We start from the raw sequence: 17,791 nt of genomic DNA on the forward strand, positions 1-17,791 counted from the left end.
GGATCGTGCGACGCTCCCGTCCGAGTCTTTGCGGTCTCGTGCTCGCGGCAGGCATGCTCGCGACAACAACCGGCCCGGCCGCGGCCCAGGAGGAGCCCGACGTCACGGAAGCCGGTCTCGCGCGCGGCGAGATGTTCTACCAGGCCCACTGCGGCCGGTGCCACGGCATGCTCGGCCAGGGGGGAGAGGGGCCGAGCCTGGCGCGCCCCACCCTGCCCCGCGCGCCGGACCACGAATCGCTCGTCGAGGTGATCCGGGGCGGGATCTCAGGTACCGGCATGCCGGGGACGCGATCCAACCTCGTGTCGGACCTCGAGGTCGACCTCATCGCCGCCTACGTCCGCTCGCTGGCGGAGGACGTCGTCAGGGAGGTCGCGGGGGACGCCGCGCGGGGACAGGAAGTGTTCGCCTCCGCGGGCGACTGCTACTCCTGCCACGTCGTCGACGGCCGCGGGACGGGGATCGGCCCCGAACTCACAGGGATCGGGCAGCGGCGCGGCGTCGATTACCTCTACGCGTCGCTGCGGACGCCCGGGTCGGAGTTGCCGGTCACCAGACGAGGCATTCTGCGGGGGTTCAGGGGATACCTGCCGATCCGCGCCGTCACGCGCGAGGGCCGCGTCATCACGGGCATGCGCGTGAACGAGGATGCCTTCACGATCCAGTTGCGGTCGATCTCCGGCCGCACGGTCTCGCTTCGCAAGGAAGACCTCGTGGAACTCGAGAAACAGTTCGATCACTCGCTGATGCCCGCCGTGGAGGAGATGACGGAAGCGGACATCGACGACCTCGTCGCCTTCCTGACCGACCTCGGAGGGGGATCATGAAGACTGTCACGGTCTCCGCGCTCGCGGCGGCGACCTTGCTGTGCAGCGGGGTTCTCGCGGGCACAGCCGCGCAGGTACCGTTCGAGCGCCTCGTGAACGCGGACGACGAGCCGCACAACTGGTTCACGTACTCCGGCAACTACGCCTCGCACCGTTTTTCCGCGCTCGACGAGATCCACCGCGGCAACGTCGGAGAGCTGAAGGTGATCTGGGCCTACCAGATGAGCGGCGGGCTCATCGAGACGACGCCGGTCGTGGTCGACGGCGTGATGTACGTGACGGAGCCGCCGAGCAACGTGAGCGCGCTCGACGCCCGCACCGGGCGCCGCCTCTGGCACTGGTCCGCCGATGTCCCGTCCTCGACGAAGAACATCGGCTTTCCGCGGGTGAACCGGGGCGTCGCGATCCTCGATGAGACGGTGTTCGTGGGCACGCTCGACGCCCGCCTCGTGGCCCTGGACGCCGGATCCGGCGCCGTCCGCTGGGAGGTGGACGTCGCGGACAACTTTCTCGGCTTCTCGATCACGACGGCGCCGCTCGCGCTCGACGGCAAGGTCATCGTCGGCGTGTCGGGCGCGGAGGCCGGCGCGAACGGGTTCGTCGACGCCTACGACCCCGGCACCGGAACTCTCCTCTGGCGCACGTTCACGATCCCGCGGCCGGGCGAGCCGGGGAGTGAGACGTGGGGCGGCGACAGCTGGGAGCACGGCGGCGGTTCGACGTGGCTCACCGGTTCGTACGACGCCGAGCTGGATCTCCTTTACTGGCCCACCGGGAATCCGGCGCCCGACTGGAACGGGGACCTGCGGCCCGGCGACAACCTGTACACGAACTCCATCCTCGCCCTGGATCCCGACACGGGCGAGATGCAGTGGTACTTCCAGTACACGCCGCACGACACGCACGACTGGGATGCGAATCAGATCCAGGTGCTCGTGGACGCCGAATGGGAGGGTGAACCGCGCAAGCTGGTCGTGACGGCGAACCGGAACGCCTTCTACTACGTGCTCGACCGCCAGACCGGCGAGTTCCTGCACGGCGTGGAGTACTCGAAGCAGACGTGGGCCGAGGGCCTCGACGAGAACGGCCGGCCGATCGTGATCCCGGGAACGGAACCCACCGAGGAGGGGAACCTCGTCTGGCCCAGCCTGCAGGGGGCGGCGAACTGGTTCAGCCCCTCCTACAGCCCCGACACCGGGCTCTTCTACCAGCCGACCCGGATCATGGGGGCCATCTACTACAAGGCGGAAGTCGAATACGAACCCGGCCAGCCGTTTCTCGGCGGCGGTGAGCAGGCGCTATCGGGAGACGACGCGAGCGGTGCGGTCAAGGCACTCGACGTCCTCACGGGAGAACTGCAGTGGGAGTTCCCCCTGCTCTCCCCGCCGTGGGCGGGCGTGATGGCCACGCGCGGCGGTCTCGTCTTCGGGGGGAGTAACGAGGGCAACATCTTCGCCCTTGACGCCGAGACAGGCGAGGCGTTGTGGGACTTCCAGGCCGGCGCCGGTGTCCGCACCGCCCCCATGTCGTTCGAGGTGGACGGAGAACAGCGCGTCGCCACCGCCGCGGGCGCCGTCCTGTGGGTATTCGGACTCCCCTAGCCTCGTGTACGGACGAAGATCGAACAACTGGTGACTTGAGCAGGAGGCCGTCATGACATCCCGGAACCGTCTTTCCGTGCAACAGCTGCGGCGCCGCGCCGTGCCGGCCATGGCGCTTCTCGGAGCAGCGCTCCTGTCGGCGACCGTCGCCGCGCGGGCGCAGTCGCCCTTGCCGTCTCCGCCGAGCGTCGAGGAGATCGACGCGTGGGTCGAGGACGCCATGGCGCGGTGGGAAGTGCCGGGGCTGGGTCTCGCCATCGTCCATGAAGGCCGGAGCTACCTGTCGACCGGTTACGGGGTGCGCGAACTGGGTCGGGACACGCCCGTCGACGGAGGGACGCTGTTCAGCATCGGCTCCTGCTCGAAGGCGTTCGGAGCCGCCACCATCGCGTCCCTGGTCGAAGAGGGGAAGCTGCGCTGGGACGACCGCATCACGGACCACATCCCGTGGTTCCGTCTCCACGACCCGTGGACGACGCGCGAGATCCGCGTGCGGGACATCGTCACGCACCGTGTCGGGACCGGGAGCAACCAGCCGCTGCGCCCGCTCGTCACGGACCGGCGAGACTATCTCATGCGCCTCCCCCACACCGATCCGGACCACGCCTTCCGCGACCGCTACGGCTACACGAACGACATGTTCGTGCTCACCGGCCATCTGGTGGAGACGGTTTCCGGAACGGATTGGGACTCCTACGCGCGCGAGAAGCTCTGGAATCCGCTGGGGATGACGACGACGACGGCGCGCATGGCGCCCGCCAACGCGAGCCCGAACCACGCCGAGCCGCACGCGATCGTTGAGCGGCGGTTCATCGGGAACGCGGCGACCACGGGAATGCCGCTGGAGCCCGTGCCGTGGCAGTACGCGGAGGACGTCACCGTGCCCTCAGGCGGCGTGATCACCTCGGCGGACGAGATCACCGAGTGGATGCGGTTCCACGTCGGCACACACCCGAACCCGCCGCTCTCGCGGTCAACCGTCGAACTCATGCATACGCCGCACACCGTGATACCGAACCCGAGCAGCTGGATGCCCTTCGAGGGGCCGGGCGCGTACGCGATGGGTTGGTCGACGGGGAGATTCGGGGACGTCACGGGCGTGGGCCACGGAGGGAATGCCCTGGGGTTCAACTGCTCGATCGCGCTGGCGCCGGAACAGGGCTTCGGCGTGTGGGCGACGACGAATCGGAACTCCGAGCTTCCGTGGGTGCTCACGCAGTGGGCGATGGCGCGTTTCGTGGGCACGGATGAACTGCGGAGCCGCGATTGGCATGCGGAATTCGAACGGAGCGTCGCCGAGGGGAACCGCCGGATCTTCGAGGCGGAGGAGGCGCGGCAGGCAGCCCGGCTCGACCAGGGGCCCTCGGTGCCGCTCGAGGCCTACGTCGGCACGTACCGCAACGGCTACGCCGGCGAGTTGCGCATCCGCCTGACGGACGAAGCGATCCCGCCGCTCATGCCCGCGGAGGGCCGGCTGGGCCGCTGGGACGGGACTCCGGGAGTGAACGAACGGCCGGCCGCGAACGCATCGGCGGGCGCCGCACGCAACGGGACAGGCAACGGGCCGGCGAACGGAGCTGAAGAATCGGCCGACGAACTGCGGCTCGTGGCCGAGTTCGATGGCCGGGAACGGCCCGTGCGGATGCCTCTCGAGCACTGGCACGTCGACCGCTTCGACATGTGGTTCGGCGATGTCAGGATCGGCGTCTCGTTCCTGCTCGATGACACCGCGCGCGTGACGGGCGTCGAGATGGACTACTACGGTCGCTTCGAACGCGTGCCCTAGTGGCCGCGGCAACGAGCCCCGCTGCGCTCAAGCGGCGCTGACGCGGGGTCTGCCTCGGCCTGCCGGGGGTCAGCGGACGTACAGCCGGTTCGCGTAGCTGTACGCGGTGACCGCCGACACGATGTGGCAGATCCAGCCCAGCGTGCCGCCGGTGCCGAGCCACAGGCCGGGGGTCACCAGCAGCCAGAAGAGTCCGCGCAGGAACTTGCCGTTGTACCACTGGCCGATGCCCGGCACCAGGAAGCTCAGCACGGCGGCCGTCAATGGGTTCTTCACGTGTGTCCTCCCCGGGAGTCCGTCGTTCCGGGCGGGCGGGGCCACGCCCGTACCGTGACTTCCTACGCGGGGTCGGCGATGGGAGTTTCCGGACCGGCGGCCTTCAGCCCGCGGCGCAGCCCCCGAGATGCCGGCTGAAGAACTCCTCCAGGCGCGACCAGGTGTCGACGCGGTTGTCCGGGTTCCGGAAACCGTGCGCTTCGTCCGGGTACGTCTTCACCTCGATGCTCTTGCCGAGCCGCTCGAATTCGGCCACCGCGTTCTCGAAGTTCTGGATCGGAACGCGGCGGTCGAGTTCCCCGTGCATGAGGAGAACGGGGGCCGTGATGTCGGCGATGCGCGACACGACGTTGCTCTTGGCATACGTGTCGGGGCGCTCCTCGGGCGTGCCGCCGTGGCCGGTGACGGAGAAGATCTTCCCCAGCCGGTCCGTGTACTCGAGCGTGTTCAGCTTCGAGTAGGCACCGCGCATGGGGACGGCCGCGTCGAACCGGTCCGGCGTCAGACTGATCGCCGACAGCGACATGCTCCCGCCGTAGCTGCCGCCGTAGATCCCCACCTTTCCGTTCACGTAGGGGAGCGTGCGCAGGAAATCGGCCGCCGCGCCGGCATCGCGCGCCTGGTCCCACAGCCAGTCCTCGACGGAGAGTTCCTGGAACTCGCGACCGAAGCCGGATCCCCCGCGGTAGTTGATCGCGAGCACCACGAACCCCTTTGAGGCGAGGTACTGTTCGGTGAGATTGAGACCCTGCTGGTAGGAATTCGTCCCGCCCCCGTGGACCTGGACGAGCGCCGGGCACGTGGCTCCTTCCGCCCCTTGCGGCGGGTCGTAGAGGAAGCCCTGGATCCGGAGCCCATCGAAGCTGGGGAAGGCGATCTCGCGGGGCGCCGCGACGGATCGCCAGGACGGCGCGAACGAGGTGAGGCGCTCCGGTACGCCGCCGATGAGGTCGAGGGCGTACGCTTCCCCTCCCCGTGTCGGCGACGAGTGGACGAAGGCGAGGGTGCCGGCGCCCGCCGTGTGGCTGACGCGCGAGATCGTCCCCTCCAGGTGGGTGACGCGCGTGGCCACGCCGCCGGCGTGGGGCACCGCCCACACGTTGACCGTGCCGCGTTCGAGGTAGGGGAAGTAGATGAACGCGCCGTCCGCCGACCAGGACGGGGCGTGCCGCATCGCCGCATCGGTCGCGTAGACCTGCATGTCCACGATGCGTTCCGACGCCCCGGCGCCCGCCTCCAGATCCTCGATCACGTAGATGTAGGACAGGTCCTCGTACCAGTACTCATCCCTGGCGGTGCCGAAGACGGCGATCCGGTCGCCCTGCGGCGACCATACGGGGGTGGACATCGCCATCAGGGAGCGGGTGAGCTGGCGGCGGTCGCCCGTCTCGACGTTGACGAGCCAGAGGTCATCGCGCCAGTAGTCGGAGGCGTTCGACACGTAGAGGATCTCGCGGCCGTCCGGCCGCCAGGCGGGCGCGAAGCGCGGATCGTCGAGGGCCATGGCGGCCTCGGTCAGCTGGCGCGGCGGGGTCGCACCGTCGGCCGGCACGAGCCAGATGTCCTGGTGGCCGCTCGCCGTCGAGTAGAACGCGATCGTCCGCCCGTCCGGGGAGAAGGCGGGGGCCCGGACACCCTCCATGCGGTCCATCAGCGGGCGTGCTTCGACGTCGCCGACGTCCGCGACCCGGATCTGACCACCGGCCGCGAAGGCGATCCGGTCGCCGCCCGGTGCCCAGACCGGGTTCGAGCCCTGAAGCCAGAAGCGCGGCGTCCCGAAGCCGCCGGCGCCGTCGCGGGCCGCCAGGTACAGCCCCGCACCGTCCGGCCCCGAGCCGGAGATCGCCAGGCGGCGACCGTCCGGCGAGATGGAGACGCCGTGCGCGCCCGCGCTGTTGCGGTGGATGTTGTCGAGCGTGAGATCGAGTACGACCGGCGCGCCCCCGCCGGGCATCGCATCGTCGGGCGTCCCGCACGCGGCCGAAACCAGGAGCAGAGAGGCAATCCACGAAGTACCGGGAAGAGTGCGGGCTTTCATCGCGCCCCCTCCTCCCGCAGGCGCAGGTGCCGGGTGAGGAAAGCGCCCATTCGCTCGAGTATGTGCGTACCGGACTCGTCATCGTTGGAAGTATAAAAAATATGCACGCCATGCGTGGCGCGGGTCCGGCGGTGTGGGAAGCCCATCCGATCCTCCGGTATGTGGGGCATCCGAAGCTAGTCGAATTCGAACCCGACGCCCAGATCGAAACCGAGCGACACGGCATGGTCGGCGCTCGACGGGGTGTCCGCGGACATGCGCCGCCACGACAGACCCGGCCCGACGCGAAGGCGGCCGAAGCGAAGGCGGAGTCCGGCGCCCGCCTCCAGGCCGGGGCCCGCCTGCGGCGTCTCCCCTTCCGTCCCGACGCGCGTGGTCCCGTAGAGGACGCCGACCCGGCCCCACAGCCAGCCCTGCGACAACTCCGCACCGATGGCCGCATGTTGGCCGGTGACCGTCGGCTCCCTGCCGCGGCAGAATCCCTCCCGGCAGCCGAATGCGGTCCGGACATACCCGGCGTGGACGGCGACCCGCGGGCGCAGCCGCCTCGAAATCCGGACTTCGTGCGACAGGGCGGGAACCCATTCGAGACCCGCCGCGGTTGACGTGTGATTTCCCACCGTAAGACCGCTTCGCACCTCCACGAAGGTCTGGGCCCGCGCGCCGCCACCCGCCAACAACGTGCCGGCCACGCCCAGCGCCAGCGCGAGACCGGTGCGGGGCACCCGGACGCTCACTGGCGGGGGCCCGAGACCCTGACGAGGGGCACTCCGTCGCTGGCTACGATCTCCATGTCATCGGCCCACGGAGGAGGGGCCTCCCGCCCCCTCAGGATGCCGCGCAGGCGACCCGTGTCGGGGTCCATGACCAGCGACGCCCGGCGACTCCCCGACCTCTCGACGGTGACGGAGCCGTCCGGGCCCGAGAGGCGGACATGATCCAGTCCTTCAGGACCGCCCCAGCGGTCATCATAGGGAATCGCGAAGGCGAACTGTCCCCCCCCGTACTCCAATTCGTCCGGAGTGAAGGGGAAGGAGAACAGGGGCCGGCCGGCCGCGTCGAACCCCTCCAGGCGATACGGGCCCTCCCGGGCCGGCAGCTTCGGGGGCGCGTCGAGGACGAAGGCGGGCTCCAGCAGAAGATCCGGGGTGCCGGCATTCCCCCAGAGGAGCAGCGTCGGCTCAGGATCGACGCTCCGCAGGACCAGCGACTCGTGCTCCCGCCGGAACTCCATGGCCTTGATGAAATGATAGTCGCTGATCCAGCTCGGATCGCAGTACGTCATCAGGTCCCAATACTCGGCGGGATCGACCATCTGCGTGTTCCCGCCCCGGGTCTCGTATCCGAAGACTCCGATGGAGCCGTCCTCGTACGGGAAGTCCGGATCGGGGTTCACGGCGAGGCCGCAGGGAGCGTGTCGGAGCCCCATGTTGTGCCCCAGTTCGTGGGCAAACGTGTCGACATCAGGTATTCCGACTCCGATCGGCAGCCCAATGTAGCCCAACCCCTTGAGGGGAGCGTTCGGAGGGGCTGCGACGGCAGCGTAGTAATAGTCCGACCGTCGCTCCGTGAGCCGGAGCACGCTGATCTCGCGCAGAAGCCCCAGCCAGCCTGCCACCGTTCCGAGGTCCGCTGTCGTGCGGTAGGGCTCGTTCACGGTCAGTTCCAGTTCGCCGATGGGGAGTATGGAACGCACGAACTCCATCCCGGGGCTTGTCTCCGTAATCCCTTCCACCCAGGTCAGAATCGCCTCCGAATCCGCGGAGTGCACCACCGGCACCACCGTCAGCTCCATTGGGGGCACCGTCAGCACGTCCAGCCTCAGTCGTCCTTCGGCGGGCACGCGCCGGTCGCTTCCCGAAACCGCCGGCACGGCGCCGTCCGGATCCAGTTCCACTACCAGTTCAACGCGGGGTTGCACCACCAGCCCCGGCACGACCACGTTGAACGACCGGTCGAGTCGCCCCTCCTCGGGCTCCGTCGGGATCCGGTCCACCGCGGGATCCAGTCGCATCTCGTGGATCGGGGCCCCGTCCTGGTAGAAGGTCGCCAGTGGGCGGGGACGATAGAAGCTCAGCTTGTCGCCCGTGAAGAAGACTCGAAGGAGCGCCGAACGGCCCGCGATCAGAGGAACGTCTCCGCCCAGCGTCTGGACCGCCTGCGTCAGATGCACGGCGGACGCTTCGATCTTGACGCTCGTCGGGTTCACCCGCACCCAGGCTCCGGCCTGCATGCTCGCCACTTCCGCGGCCACCCGCGTCTCACGACCGCCCTCGAGGCCGATGACCTCGCCGTCCGCATCGACCTCGGCGACCGACGGATCGGACACGGACCAGCGCGGCGGCGCCCACGCCGGTACCCGGTCGAAAGCCGCGCCGCCCTCGTCCAATACCCGAAACTGATACCGAACGGCCTCGCCTTCGAGGATGACGGCGTCGGCGGGAAGGAGCTCGAGCGAGGCCGGGACGCGCTCGGGTTGCGATGCCAGATCGCTGCAGCCGGCCGCCGCGAGGATCGCGAGTAGAAATCGCCTGTTCACGCTGGTCACGTTGTTCTCTTGCCGCGGCACAGGCAAGCCGGACGCGAGGCGCCGCGCGACGTCACGCGGCCGGGGCGCTCATCTGATTCAATCCCGCGGCGATGAACGTCCACTGCAGCGTCATCTGGTCGCGCACCGGCATGGGGACAAGCCCGTGTCTTGCCGCATCGGCGGAGACGGCGTCCGGCGCGCCCCCCACGGTAAGCTCGCTCCTCCAGCCGTCCAGCCGTCTCTTCCAGCGTTCGGCGGCCGGATCCGGCGGGCCCGGCCTTTCTCCCACGCCGGGGAGGATGAAGAGCGGCATCTCCGAGACGAGGGTCAGCGTGTCGTGGCCGAAGGAGCGCAGCGTTTCCATCGAACTCGGCCAGAAGCGGGACGCCGTCGCCGAGTCGTCGAGGGCCTCGAAGTGCGCGGCCATGAGTTTCGAGTCGGGCCGTGAGGCGAACCCCCGCTCGAAGCGAAAAAAGCCCTTCTCTCCGTGACGCTCGACGTCGTGCAGCGAGTAGCCGAGAGCCTCTGCGCGCTGCCGGCATGAGGCCTTCAACGCTTCGCATCGATCCTCCCAGGCGCGATCGATGAGGAAGAAGGGACCGGCGGCGAAGCCCATACCGTGCAGGGAGGCGTGCAGCGCGAACGGTCGATCGCAGGTCCGCCACCAGTCGTACGCCGCCCGATTCTCGGGCCGCGCTCCGGGATCGGCCTCGTCGCGCGGAAAACCGAACTCGATGTCGTCGCCCGGCAGTTCCCGCACCTTGCCCGCCAGGTATCGCCCGAGGTCGTACGCCTTCGCATCGGGATCCTGCCACGGGGCGTTACGGATCGCGCCGTCGGGGTTGATGTGCGGGATGATCCACCACTGGTAACGGGTGAGCATTGAATCCTCCGCGTCGAGTCCCGCCAGATAGCCGGCGAGACGACGCAGGAGCCGCGGCCCCACCGGTTCGTCGGCGTGGCAGCCGCCGAGCAGACTCACGGCCTCGGGTCCCCGCCCGAAGCGGAACCCCACAACCGGCCGCCCCTCGCGCGACGACCCGAGCACGCGCCCGGAAGCCGCGGAAATGTCCGGTGAAGCCATGATCCGGTCGAACCGTCCCGTCAGCGGGGTCTCGATGGATTCTCCTTGCCGGCCGGCTGATTCGGGTCGCGGTTCCCGGTCGCGCCGGGGTTGGGCGGTTTCCTCCGTCACCCTATATTGGGTTCCCCTTCGCGTCACCTCGCGGCGGGACTACGCCGGAAACCGGAGTCCGCTCGAAGATGATGGACATCCTGACCCCGATCGTCGTGCTGGGGCTGCTGTTGGCCGCGTCGGCGGGTTTTGTCGTCGGCTCGTGGTTCCGTGGCCGACAGATGGCCGGGAGAGAGCTGACGCTCAAGCGTCAATTCGACAACCGCCTGTCCGCCATCGAACACGACGCACGGCAGATGCTCGAGCGTGCGCGGCTCGAATCCGAGGCGGCGCGCCGGAGGATCGAGGCCGAGCGGGACCGGCTGTACACCCGCCTCTCGAAGCTGGATCCCGAGGGGAGCCGGCGGGTCAACTCCGCGCGGCGCGCCCGCCTCCCCCGGGCACGAACGGTCCGCAAGCGCAATGCGCGCCCCGCAGCGGAACGGGCACGGGCGCGGGCGCGGGCATCGAGCGAGGGCGACGACCTGACGCGGATCAAGGGGATCGGCCCCGCCTTCGAGGCGCGGCTGAACGAAATGGGCTACCGAACGTACCTCGATCTGGCCCGCTGGACCTCCGAAGACCTCGACACTCTCGGCAGGGGGCTCGGAGCACGGATCCGACTCAAGGAGTGGTCCGAACGCGCGGCCGAACTCCACCGCCGGGAGTACGACGCCTAGCGTTCCTACAGCGCAAGCACGACCCCTCGGGCCGGTTCTCCTCTGGCCCCCTCAATGGCCTCGACGTAGCAGGCGACCTGTGCCTCGTACTCGGTGCGCCGCCGGGCGGGCCGCCGATCCGTCTTGTAGTCGACGACGGTCCAGCACGGGCCGGAACCGGTGACCTCGCGGAAGGCGAGATCCGCGACCCCTTCGACAATGGCCGCGCCCTGCTCGCCGTCCCCCTCCCCGTCCGGTGCCGCGGTGTGTGCGACGTGGAAGACCGGGACCTCGCGATGGACCGCGCCGGGCCGGGAGCCCAGGGCGGCCCGCGCCCGGTCGAGCACTTCGTGTTCCAGCGCGCGCGTCGCGAGAGCCGCCGCCGCGACAACTTCGGTCTCGTGACTTCCCAGCGTCCGACCCAGCGTCCCGGCCAGTCCTTCGACCGCAGCGGAGTCGGCGTCGAGGGGAACCTCGGCGAGGATGCGATGGACGAGATCGCCGAACCGCTCGCCTCCGGGGCGCCCTGCCCCGTCCGGTCCCTCGGTTTCCGGCCGGGGCACGTCGATCCACGCGATACGGGTGTCGGAGCGGGGCTCCTCGCCGGTTTCAGCGGCTTCGGCGGCGCGGCGCGCGATCGCTCCCGCCGTGGCAACCGACATCGTCCGGCGCCCGCCCGCCGCCAGTCTCGCCGCGCGAGCCGCCTGCCATTCCCGGTGCGCGCCGCGCCCCGCCTCGACGTCCAGGGAGGGTTGCTCCTCTCTCTCGACCTCGAGCAATCGGCGCTGGCGATCGCCCGCGCGTGGATCCACCTCGAGATCGAGCGCGGCGGGATCCCACCACACGATCTCCGTTCCCGCTTCAGCGGCATGCAGCCCCGGCGCGACCGAATCCGGCGGCGTGGGGCGCTGACCGCCCTTCCCATCCGGACGATCGAGAACCGACTCATCGCCGAAGGCCGGAGCTCCCAGGCTCTCGGCAGAGGACGGCCGTCGGCGTGCACCGTGGGGCGGGTACACCGCCGGATTCAGCGACTCGAGCCACCACTCACCATCTTCCCCGGAGACGCCCCCGCGGCCGTCGCGGCCGTCTCCGAGGGCCGGCACGACGAGCAGGTCGCGTGCCCGCGTGGCCGCCACGTACGCGAGCCGATCGGCTTCGGCCATCTCCCGGCGCCGCTCGACCTCGGCGTTATCCAGAATGTCACGGGGGGTCGCGCCACAGAGGCGCTGAGCCCAGAGACGCCGGGCGGCGTCCATGTGGCGCGATGGCGGCTCGTGCGCCGCGGCGCAGGTCATGTCCGCCAGGATGACGACCGGGAACTCGAGGCCCTTCGCCTTGTGTACCGTCATCATCCTCACGCCTTCGGTCCCCTCCTCCACGATCGGCGCCTCCTCGGACTGCCCACGTTCGGCTTCATCTTCGAGCCGGTCGAGAAACGCCCGGAAGGATGCGCTGCCCCCGCGCTCGAACGCGCGCGCCCGGTCGACGAGCCGGAGCACGTTGGCCAGCGCCTGTTCTCCCGTGGGCCAGATCGCGATACCCGCGTGGGCGCGCGCGGCCGAGAGCAGGCGTCGGACGGTCTCCGGAATCGGACGCCGGTTCCGATGCCGGTGGAGGTCGCCGAGGAGCCCGAGAACCGCCGCCACGTCCCGCAGTTCAGGCTTCAGAGCCGTTCCGTCCTCCGTGCGGCCGTTTCCGCCGCCCGGCTCCCACCCGGCGAGCGGATGCAGCGGACCCACATCGACGCCGAACTCGAACAGCGCGCGATCGCCGAGCGAGAAGAGCGGACCCCGGAGGGCGGCGTAGACCGCCAGTCGATCGTCGGGCCACTCGATGGCCGTGAGCGCGTTGCGGACGGCAAGCACCTCCTCCCGATCGTGGTATGAGCGGCCGCCGACCAGCACATGCGGAATGGCGCGGGCCTCGAGCGCACGCACGTAGGGGCGCGTCACGTCCTCCCCCCACTTCTGAAAGCGACGGAAGAGGAGGCAGATGTGGCGGGCCTGGACCGGGACCGGATCTTCCGGACGCTCCCGTTCCGTCACGACCCACCCCGACTCGTGGACCAGCCAGCGCACCATCTCCCCGACCGCGACGGGCAGAGATCCCTCGATATCGACTCCCCGGACCTTTCCGAAGCGTCCGTACGGTGCCGGAACCGGAAGGGCGATGATTGCAGGTTGGCTCCCGGTGTCCGCGCGGAAGGGCGCGAGCGGCACGTAGGCCGCCTGGCTGCCGTCCTCGCTCGCCTTCATGCGCGTCGCGAACGCCCCGTTTACGGCGGCCTGCAAGCGCGGCTGCGACCGGAAGCTCGTGGACAGGTGCAGCACCCGCGCATCCGCCTCCGCCAGGCGGCGTTTCGTCTTCTCGTACAGCATCACGTCGGCCCGACGAAAGCGGTAGATCGACTGCTTCGGATCGCCGACCACGAAGAGCTTGCCGCGGGCGGGCACGATGCGCCCCGGGCGCGTCTCGTCCGGGTCCTCGCCGCAGAGGAGAAGGAGGATCTCGACCTGCAGCGGGTCGGTGTCCTGGAACTCGTCGACGAAGAACCGCGTGAAGCGCTTTCGGTAGTGCCTCCGGATCTCCTCGTTGTCGCGGAGAAGGCCCCGCGCCCGGATCAGGAGGTCCACGAAGTCGAGGCATCCGTCGCGCCGCTTGGCCCGCTCGTATCGCTCCGTCACGGGCCAGAGTTCGTCCCGGAGGTGCGCCGCCAGGCCCGCATCCGCCGTCTGCAGGATCTCCTCGACTTCCGCCCGAACCGCGTCGCGGCGCGCGACGACGTCCGCCTTCGCGAGGCCGCCGCCGAAATCCCGCGAGCGGAAGCCGCGCCAGAACCAGCCGCGCCAGCGCGCGCGCACGAAGGGCCGCAGCCAGGCCTCCAGGTAGTCATGGTCGCGTCCGCGCGTCTTCTCCCTCAGTTCGATTTCGCGCACGCCGCGTTCGATGTGGCGCAGGTTCTGCGTGAGATAGTCTTCCGGACGAGAGGCCCGCGGGGCGAAGGCGGCAAGCTCCCGCAGGAGGTCGAGCGCGCGGTCGAGTTCGGCCTCCCGGTCCCACTCGGGTCTGGACCACGGCGCGTCGAAGTCGCGCTGGTCCACGAGACTGCCGGCCGCCGCCCGCAGGGCCGCGCGCGGACCGCCCGAATTCCGCGGATAGTGACGGCGCAACGCCCTCCTCACGCCGGGACCGGGGTCTGCCAGGGCGCCCTCGAACCAGCTCTCGAAGGCGCGATCGAGGAGACGCCCGGCTTCGTCCTCGGCGGCGACCCGGAACGCCGGGTCGACGCCGGCCTCGATCGGCCGCTCCCGCAGCACGTCGGCACAGAAGCCGTGGATCGTGCCGATGTGAGCGAGTTCCAGGTGGCCCAGCGCACGCGAGAGACGCTCACGAACTTCCCTGTTCTCCTCGGCCACCCGGGCCTCCCCGATGGCCGCCCGCAGCCGGAGCTTCATTTCGCCGGCCGCCTTCTCGGTGAAGGTGACGGCAACGATGTCCTCCAGCGTGCCCAGACCGTGTTTCAGCACCTCGACGATCCGGCCCGTGAGCGCGGTCGTCTTCCCCGTGCCCGCCGCCGCTTCGACGAAGAGCGTGTCCCCGAGGTCGTTCAGGATCGCGTCGCGGGCCTCCTGGTCGGCGAGGCGGGCGGGCGGGGTCACGGGTACTCCCTCAGACGCCGCAGATGGACGGGCGGGGGTTTGCTCCGGGTGCGCAGCTCCTCGTCGGGTCCGCAGACCTGCCGGTAGTCGCACCAGCGGCAGGCATCCTCCCGCGGAAGCGCCGGAAAACTCCCGGCCTCGAAGGCCCCGCTCACGATCTCGCTCAGGATCCCCGCCGCTTCGAGCGCCCGGTCGTCGAGCGGCACGACGTGGTCCCGGAATTCGCCGTCCGCCGTGCAGTAGTAGAGCCGGCCCGATTCCACGCGCTGGTCCGGAAAGAGCGACTGTGCGGCGAGCGCGTAGAGGACCGGCTGCAGGAGTTCGCCGCCCTGGATCGTGGCGCCCGCCTTTGCCCGGTAACGGCCCGTCTTGTGGTCCGTGACTCGCAGGACCCCGGCCGGGGTCCGTTCGATCAGGTCGATGGCGCCGCGGAGCTTCAGTCCGACGGCCAGGTCGACGGGCTCCCCCACGGAGTGCGCGTCGCGGTTCGGGTCCTGCGGGAGCCCGAAGGAGAGTTCGAAGCGCCACGGCTCGAACGGCGACTTGCTGTCGATCTCGTGCCGCAGCCACTCCCGCAGGTCCTGTCGGATCGCTTCAATGCCGTCGTCCCAGACCCGGTCGATCGCGGGCACGAGGCGATCGCGGAAGTCCCCCGCCACCTTCTCGAGCACGTCCTCGAGGAGTTCGGATACCCGCGCGTCGTTCTCCGGCCCCACCGGAAGGAGGGGCCGCTCCTTCGTGCTTTCGGCCTGGAGCCGGGTCAGGAGTTCGAACTGCACCTGGTGCACGAGCGAACCGCGCTGCAGCGGATCGAGCGCCTCGATCCCGGCCGGTTCCTCGCGCGGGCGCAGACCCTGGATCGCCTGGAGATAGAAGCGGTACGGACAGGCCGCGAAGTGCTGGAGCGCCGTCGCCGAGTAAGGACGTGCGTCGGGCGACCGCCCCGCCAGCACTTCCGCCGCACGCTCTGAGAGTTGAATGAGTCCGTCCGCCCACGTCCATCGCGGCACCTCCCATCGGTAGGCGCGGAAGCGGAGGGCGCGCGCGAGGTGGGGGTTCGAGTGGAGGAGATGACCGGCGGCCTTCACCGCGCGTTCCCCGCGGAGATCGTGCCCGTCGAGTTCGTCGAGCACGGCGAGGTCGTATTCGGCTTCATCGATCGCCTGCGCGCGGGACTTGGGCGCCGGCCATCCGATCCGGGCATCGGAGACCTCCTCCGCCCGCTGTGCGAGGACCTCGAAGCCGGGCAGCCGCCCCTCCGCGGCGCGAATCGCCTCGAGCGCGTAGAAGGAGGGGACGCGGGGCCGGGTCTTCATGGCGTCGATGCGCGGATAGGAGAGGATGACCTGCTTCCGCGCCGCCCCGACGGCGAGCCTGAAGGCGAGCCGCTCATGCTGAACGCGGTCGCGGTTCGTCAGAAGACGGCCGGGAGCCAGCCGGCGCCGCATCTCGTCGAGGAGGATCGGATCTTCCCCGATCTTGGGAGGAAACACGCGCTCGGCCATGCCGGGGACGAACACGACATCGAAGGCGAGCCCCCGAGCCGCATCGATCGACCCGATGAACACGCGGCCGTAACGGTTCGCAGGCGGCGGCTCGGGAGCCTGCAGGAGTCGGGGCGTGAGAACGCGCACGACTTCGTCCAGCTTCACCGGACCCAGAGGCCCCATCGGCGCGAGGTCGGACAAGGCGGCGAGCACGTTGCCGGGCCGCCGAAGCGAGCGGGCGGCGAGCGGGACCAGCGCGGCCAGCCAGCTCTCCCAGCGGGCCTCCGCGGGCAGTTCGGACAGTTCCGACAGCAGCGGCAAGGCGTACTCCCGGAGCGAAGCGAGATTGGCGCGCGTCCCGTCGATCCATGCGAGGCGCGGGTTCTCGGCGTCCTCCGTTTCCAGCGCGGCGCGCTTGAATTCGAGTTCCGCGGCGAGCCCATCGAGTCGCCGCTCCCATCGATCCAGGCCACCGACAACGGCCGCGTCGACGAGCAGCCGCTCCCAGCGCCGCGGCACCCGCTCCGCGTCCTCTCCCTTGTTCGGCACCTCCCCGATCGAGACATACTCCGAGAAGCGAATCGCCGAGTAGTCCTCGGCCCGGCAACGGAGAAGGGCGAGAAAGGCCCGGCCCGCCGGATCCGGACGCCGCACGCCGCGCGCGAACCAGGGCCGGATTCCCGCCCGATTGAGAGCCTCCTCCAGGTACGGTCGATAGTCCTCGGGCTGCCGGAGAAGGATCGCGCACCGGTCGAAGGGCGTACCGGCCTCGGCGAGCGCGATGAGTCTCCGGGCGATCTCCACGGCTTCCCGGCCCTCGCCGGGAGCCGAGAACACGGTGACCGCATCGTCCACGGCGGATTCGGCCGGCGCCGAGCCGAAGAGGTGCCCGTGAAGGCGCCCGACCGCCCCGGTGGCGGTCCCATCGATCCCGGGCGGATCGGAACGGCGCGCGCCTGCTTCTTCCAGGGCCCGCAGCGTGCGGTCATCCCCCTCCGGGACGGTCGCCAGCAACTCGCGGCCCCGCGCGATGAGGGCCGCAACGAACCGCTCCTCCAGTTCGGTCCAGATCCGGGCGTCGAGAATCATGAAACGGTCGTCCTCGACCCTGCTCCGGGATTCCGGATCGCGCAGCGCGGACAGCGCGGCCTCGAATACGCCGGCCCGATCCGCGAGTCCCGCCGCCCGCCACTCCGCCTCGACCGCTTCGAAGAAGACGGCGAGGTCCGCGTCGACGGGGGCGAGCTCGGACGGCGTGACGCCCGCCATGCGGAGGGCGTCCAGGGCCCGGCCCACGGCGCGAACGAAGCCGGGCGTGTCCGACACCCCCGCCAACCGCCCCAGTTTCCGCCGACCGAGCCCCGCCAGCGCGCGCGCGACGATGGCGTCGCGAGCCACCGAATCTCCGATCGCCCTCCCATCGGAAGCGAGTCGCGAGAGCGCGACGTCGCGGGCCAGGAGGTGCAGCGTCGTGCGCCGCCAGCCCATCGCGGCCCCCGCCGTCCGGACCCCGCGCAGGAGCAGTTCGTGAGGCCCCGAAAGCGTCTCGCCGATGATCGTCACGCCCGCCGTGGAGGGTTGCCCTCCGAGCCATGACCGCGCGGCGTCGAAGCGCACGGCGGCGGTGGGGGAGACGATGAAGCGGGCAGAAGAAGCGGGCATGGACACAACCTATCGCCGCGAACGCAACGCGCTATCAACTCCGCATGATGGGCGCGCTGCTTGACGCCGCCGAGGGTCACGGACGATCC

11 protein-coding genes are annotated in these 17,791 nt (G+C 70.1%); 4 read left to right on the forward strand and 7 right to left on the reverse strand.

What is annotated here, in order from left to right; genetic code table 11:
* Positions 1–5 precede the first annotated feature (5 nt).
* The 3 genes from RN729_RS09890 to RN729_RS09900 are packed head-to-tail and all read left to right on the forward strand — an operon-like array spanning position 6 to position 4,214.
* Positions 6–827 carry a c-type cytochrome gene (locus tag RN729_RS09890; RefSeq protein ID WP_310784333.1) on the forward strand — a complete coding sequence of 274 codons (822 nt, stop codon included), beginning with the start codon at positions 6–8 and terminating at the stop codon, positions 825–827.
* A complete protein-coding gene (locus RN729_RS09895; RefSeq protein ID WP_310784334.1) occupies positions 824–2,428 on the forward strand; it encodes a PQQ-dependent dehydrogenase, methanol/ethanol family in 1,605 nt (534 codons plus the stop codon). The genes RN729_RS09890 and RN729_RS09895 overlap by 4 nt, the downstream gene beginning before the upstream one ends.
* Before the next feature lie 52 nt (positions 2,429–2,480).
* The gene (locus RN729_RS09900; protein ID WP_310784336.1) at positions 2,481–4,214 is read left to right on the forward strand and encodes a serine hydrolase; all 1,734 of its coding nucleotides are present in this window, start codon (positions 2,481–2,483) and stop codon (positions 4,212–4,214) included.
* A 69-nt stretch (positions 4,215–4,283) separates the two neighbouring features.
* Here the strand turns inward: RN729_RS09900 and RN729_RS09905 are convergent, their stop codons facing one another.
* The 5 genes from RN729_RS09905 to RN729_RS09925 form a co-directional block, all read right to left on the reverse strand.
* The gene (locus RN729_RS09905; protein ID WP_310784338.1) at positions 4,284–4,490 is read right to left on the reverse strand and encodes a hypothetical protein; all 207 of its coding nucleotides are present in this window, start codon (positions 4,488–4,490) and stop codon (positions 4,284–4,286) included.
* Between the two features lie 103 nt (positions 4,491–4,593).
* Entirely contained in the window at positions 4,594–6,528 is a 1,935-nt protein-coding gene (locus tag RN729_RS09910) for a prolyl oligopeptidase family serine peptidase (RefSeq protein ID WP_310784340.1), read from the reverse strand.
* A gap of 176 nt (positions 6,529–6,704) precedes the next feature.
* A complete protein-coding gene (locus RN729_RS09915) occupies positions 6,705–7,253 on the reverse strand; it encodes a hypothetical protein (protein WP_310784342.1) in 549 nt (182 codons plus the stop codon).
* Positions 7,254–7,261: 8 nt separating this feature from the next.
* Positions 7,262–9,076, reverse strand: a complete 1,815-nt coding sequence (locus tag RN729_RS09920) for a M66 family metalloprotease (RefSeq protein ID WP_310784344.1) — start codon at positions 9,074–9,076, stop codon at positions 7,262–7,264.
* A 52-nt stretch (positions 9,077–9,128) separates the two neighbouring features.
* Positions 9,129–10,142 (reverse strand): M14 family zinc carboxypeptidase, encoded by a 1,014-nt coding sequence (locus RN729_RS09925; RefSeq protein ID WP_310784347.1) that lies wholly within the window; start codon positions 10,140–10,142, stop codon positions 9,129–9,131.
* Positions 10,143–10,321: 179 nt separating this feature from the next.
* Here RN729_RS09925 and RN729_RS09930 point away from each other — a divergent pair, with 179 nt between their 5' ends.
* On the forward strand, positions 10,322–10,912 hold the full coding sequence (locus RN729_RS09930) for a hypothetical protein (RefSeq protein WP_310784349.1): 591 nt from the start codon (positions 10,322–10,324) through the stop codon (positions 10,910–10,912).
* A 5-nt stretch (positions 10,913–10,917) separates the two neighbouring features.
* Here RN729_RS09930 and RN729_RS09935 read toward each other — a convergent pair whose 3' ends face one another.
* The gene (locus RN729_RS09935) at positions 10,918–14,553 is read right to left on the reverse strand and encodes a UvrD-helicase domain-containing protein (protein WP_310784351.1); all 3,636 of its coding nucleotides are present in this window, start codon (positions 14,551–14,553) and stop codon (positions 10,918–10,920) included.
* Positions 14,550–17,702 (reverse strand): PD-(D/E)XK nuclease family protein, encoded by a 3,153-nt coding sequence (locus tag RN729_RS09940; RefSeq protein ID WP_310784353.1) that lies wholly within the window; start codon positions 17,700–17,702, stop codon positions 14,550–14,552. Before RN729_RS09940 ends, RN729_RS09935 begins: the two co-directional genes overlap by 4 nt.
* Positions 17,703–17,791: the final 89 nt, after the last annotated feature.

The organism is Candidatus Palauibacter polyketidifaciens (assembly GCF_947581785.1).
Taxonomy (GTDB): Bacteria; Gemmatimonadota; Gemmatimonadetes; order Palauibacterales; family Palauibacteraceae; genus Palauibacter; species Palauibacter polyketidifaciens.

Bases quoted from the DNA above. Each gene is read 5' to 3' on its own strand.
- RN729_RS09895 (WP_310784334.1), top strand. From the start codon at position 824: ATGAAGACTGTCACGGTCTCCGCGCTCGCGGCGGCGACCTTGCTGTGC.
- RN729_RS09900 (WP_310784336.1), top strand. From the start codon at position 2,481: ATGACATCCCGGAACCGTCTTTCCGTGCAACAGCTGCGGCGCCGCGCC.
- RN729_RS09910 (WP_310784340.1), bottom strand. From the start codon at position 6,528: ATGAAAGCCCGCACTCTTCCCGGTACTTCGTGGATTGCCTCTCTGCTC.
- RN729_RS09925 (WP_310784347.1), bottom strand. From the start codon at position 10,142: ATGGCTTCACCGGACATTTCCGCGGCTTCCGGGCGCGTGCTCGGGTCG.
- RN729_RS09930 (WP_310784349.1), top strand. From the start codon at position 10,322: ATGATGGACATCCTGACCCCGATCGTCGTGCTGGGGCTGCTGTTGGCC.
- RN729_RS09940 (WP_310784353.1), bottom strand. From the start codon at position 17,702: ATGCCCGCTTCTTCTGCCCGCTTCATCGTCTCCCCCACCGCCGCCGTG.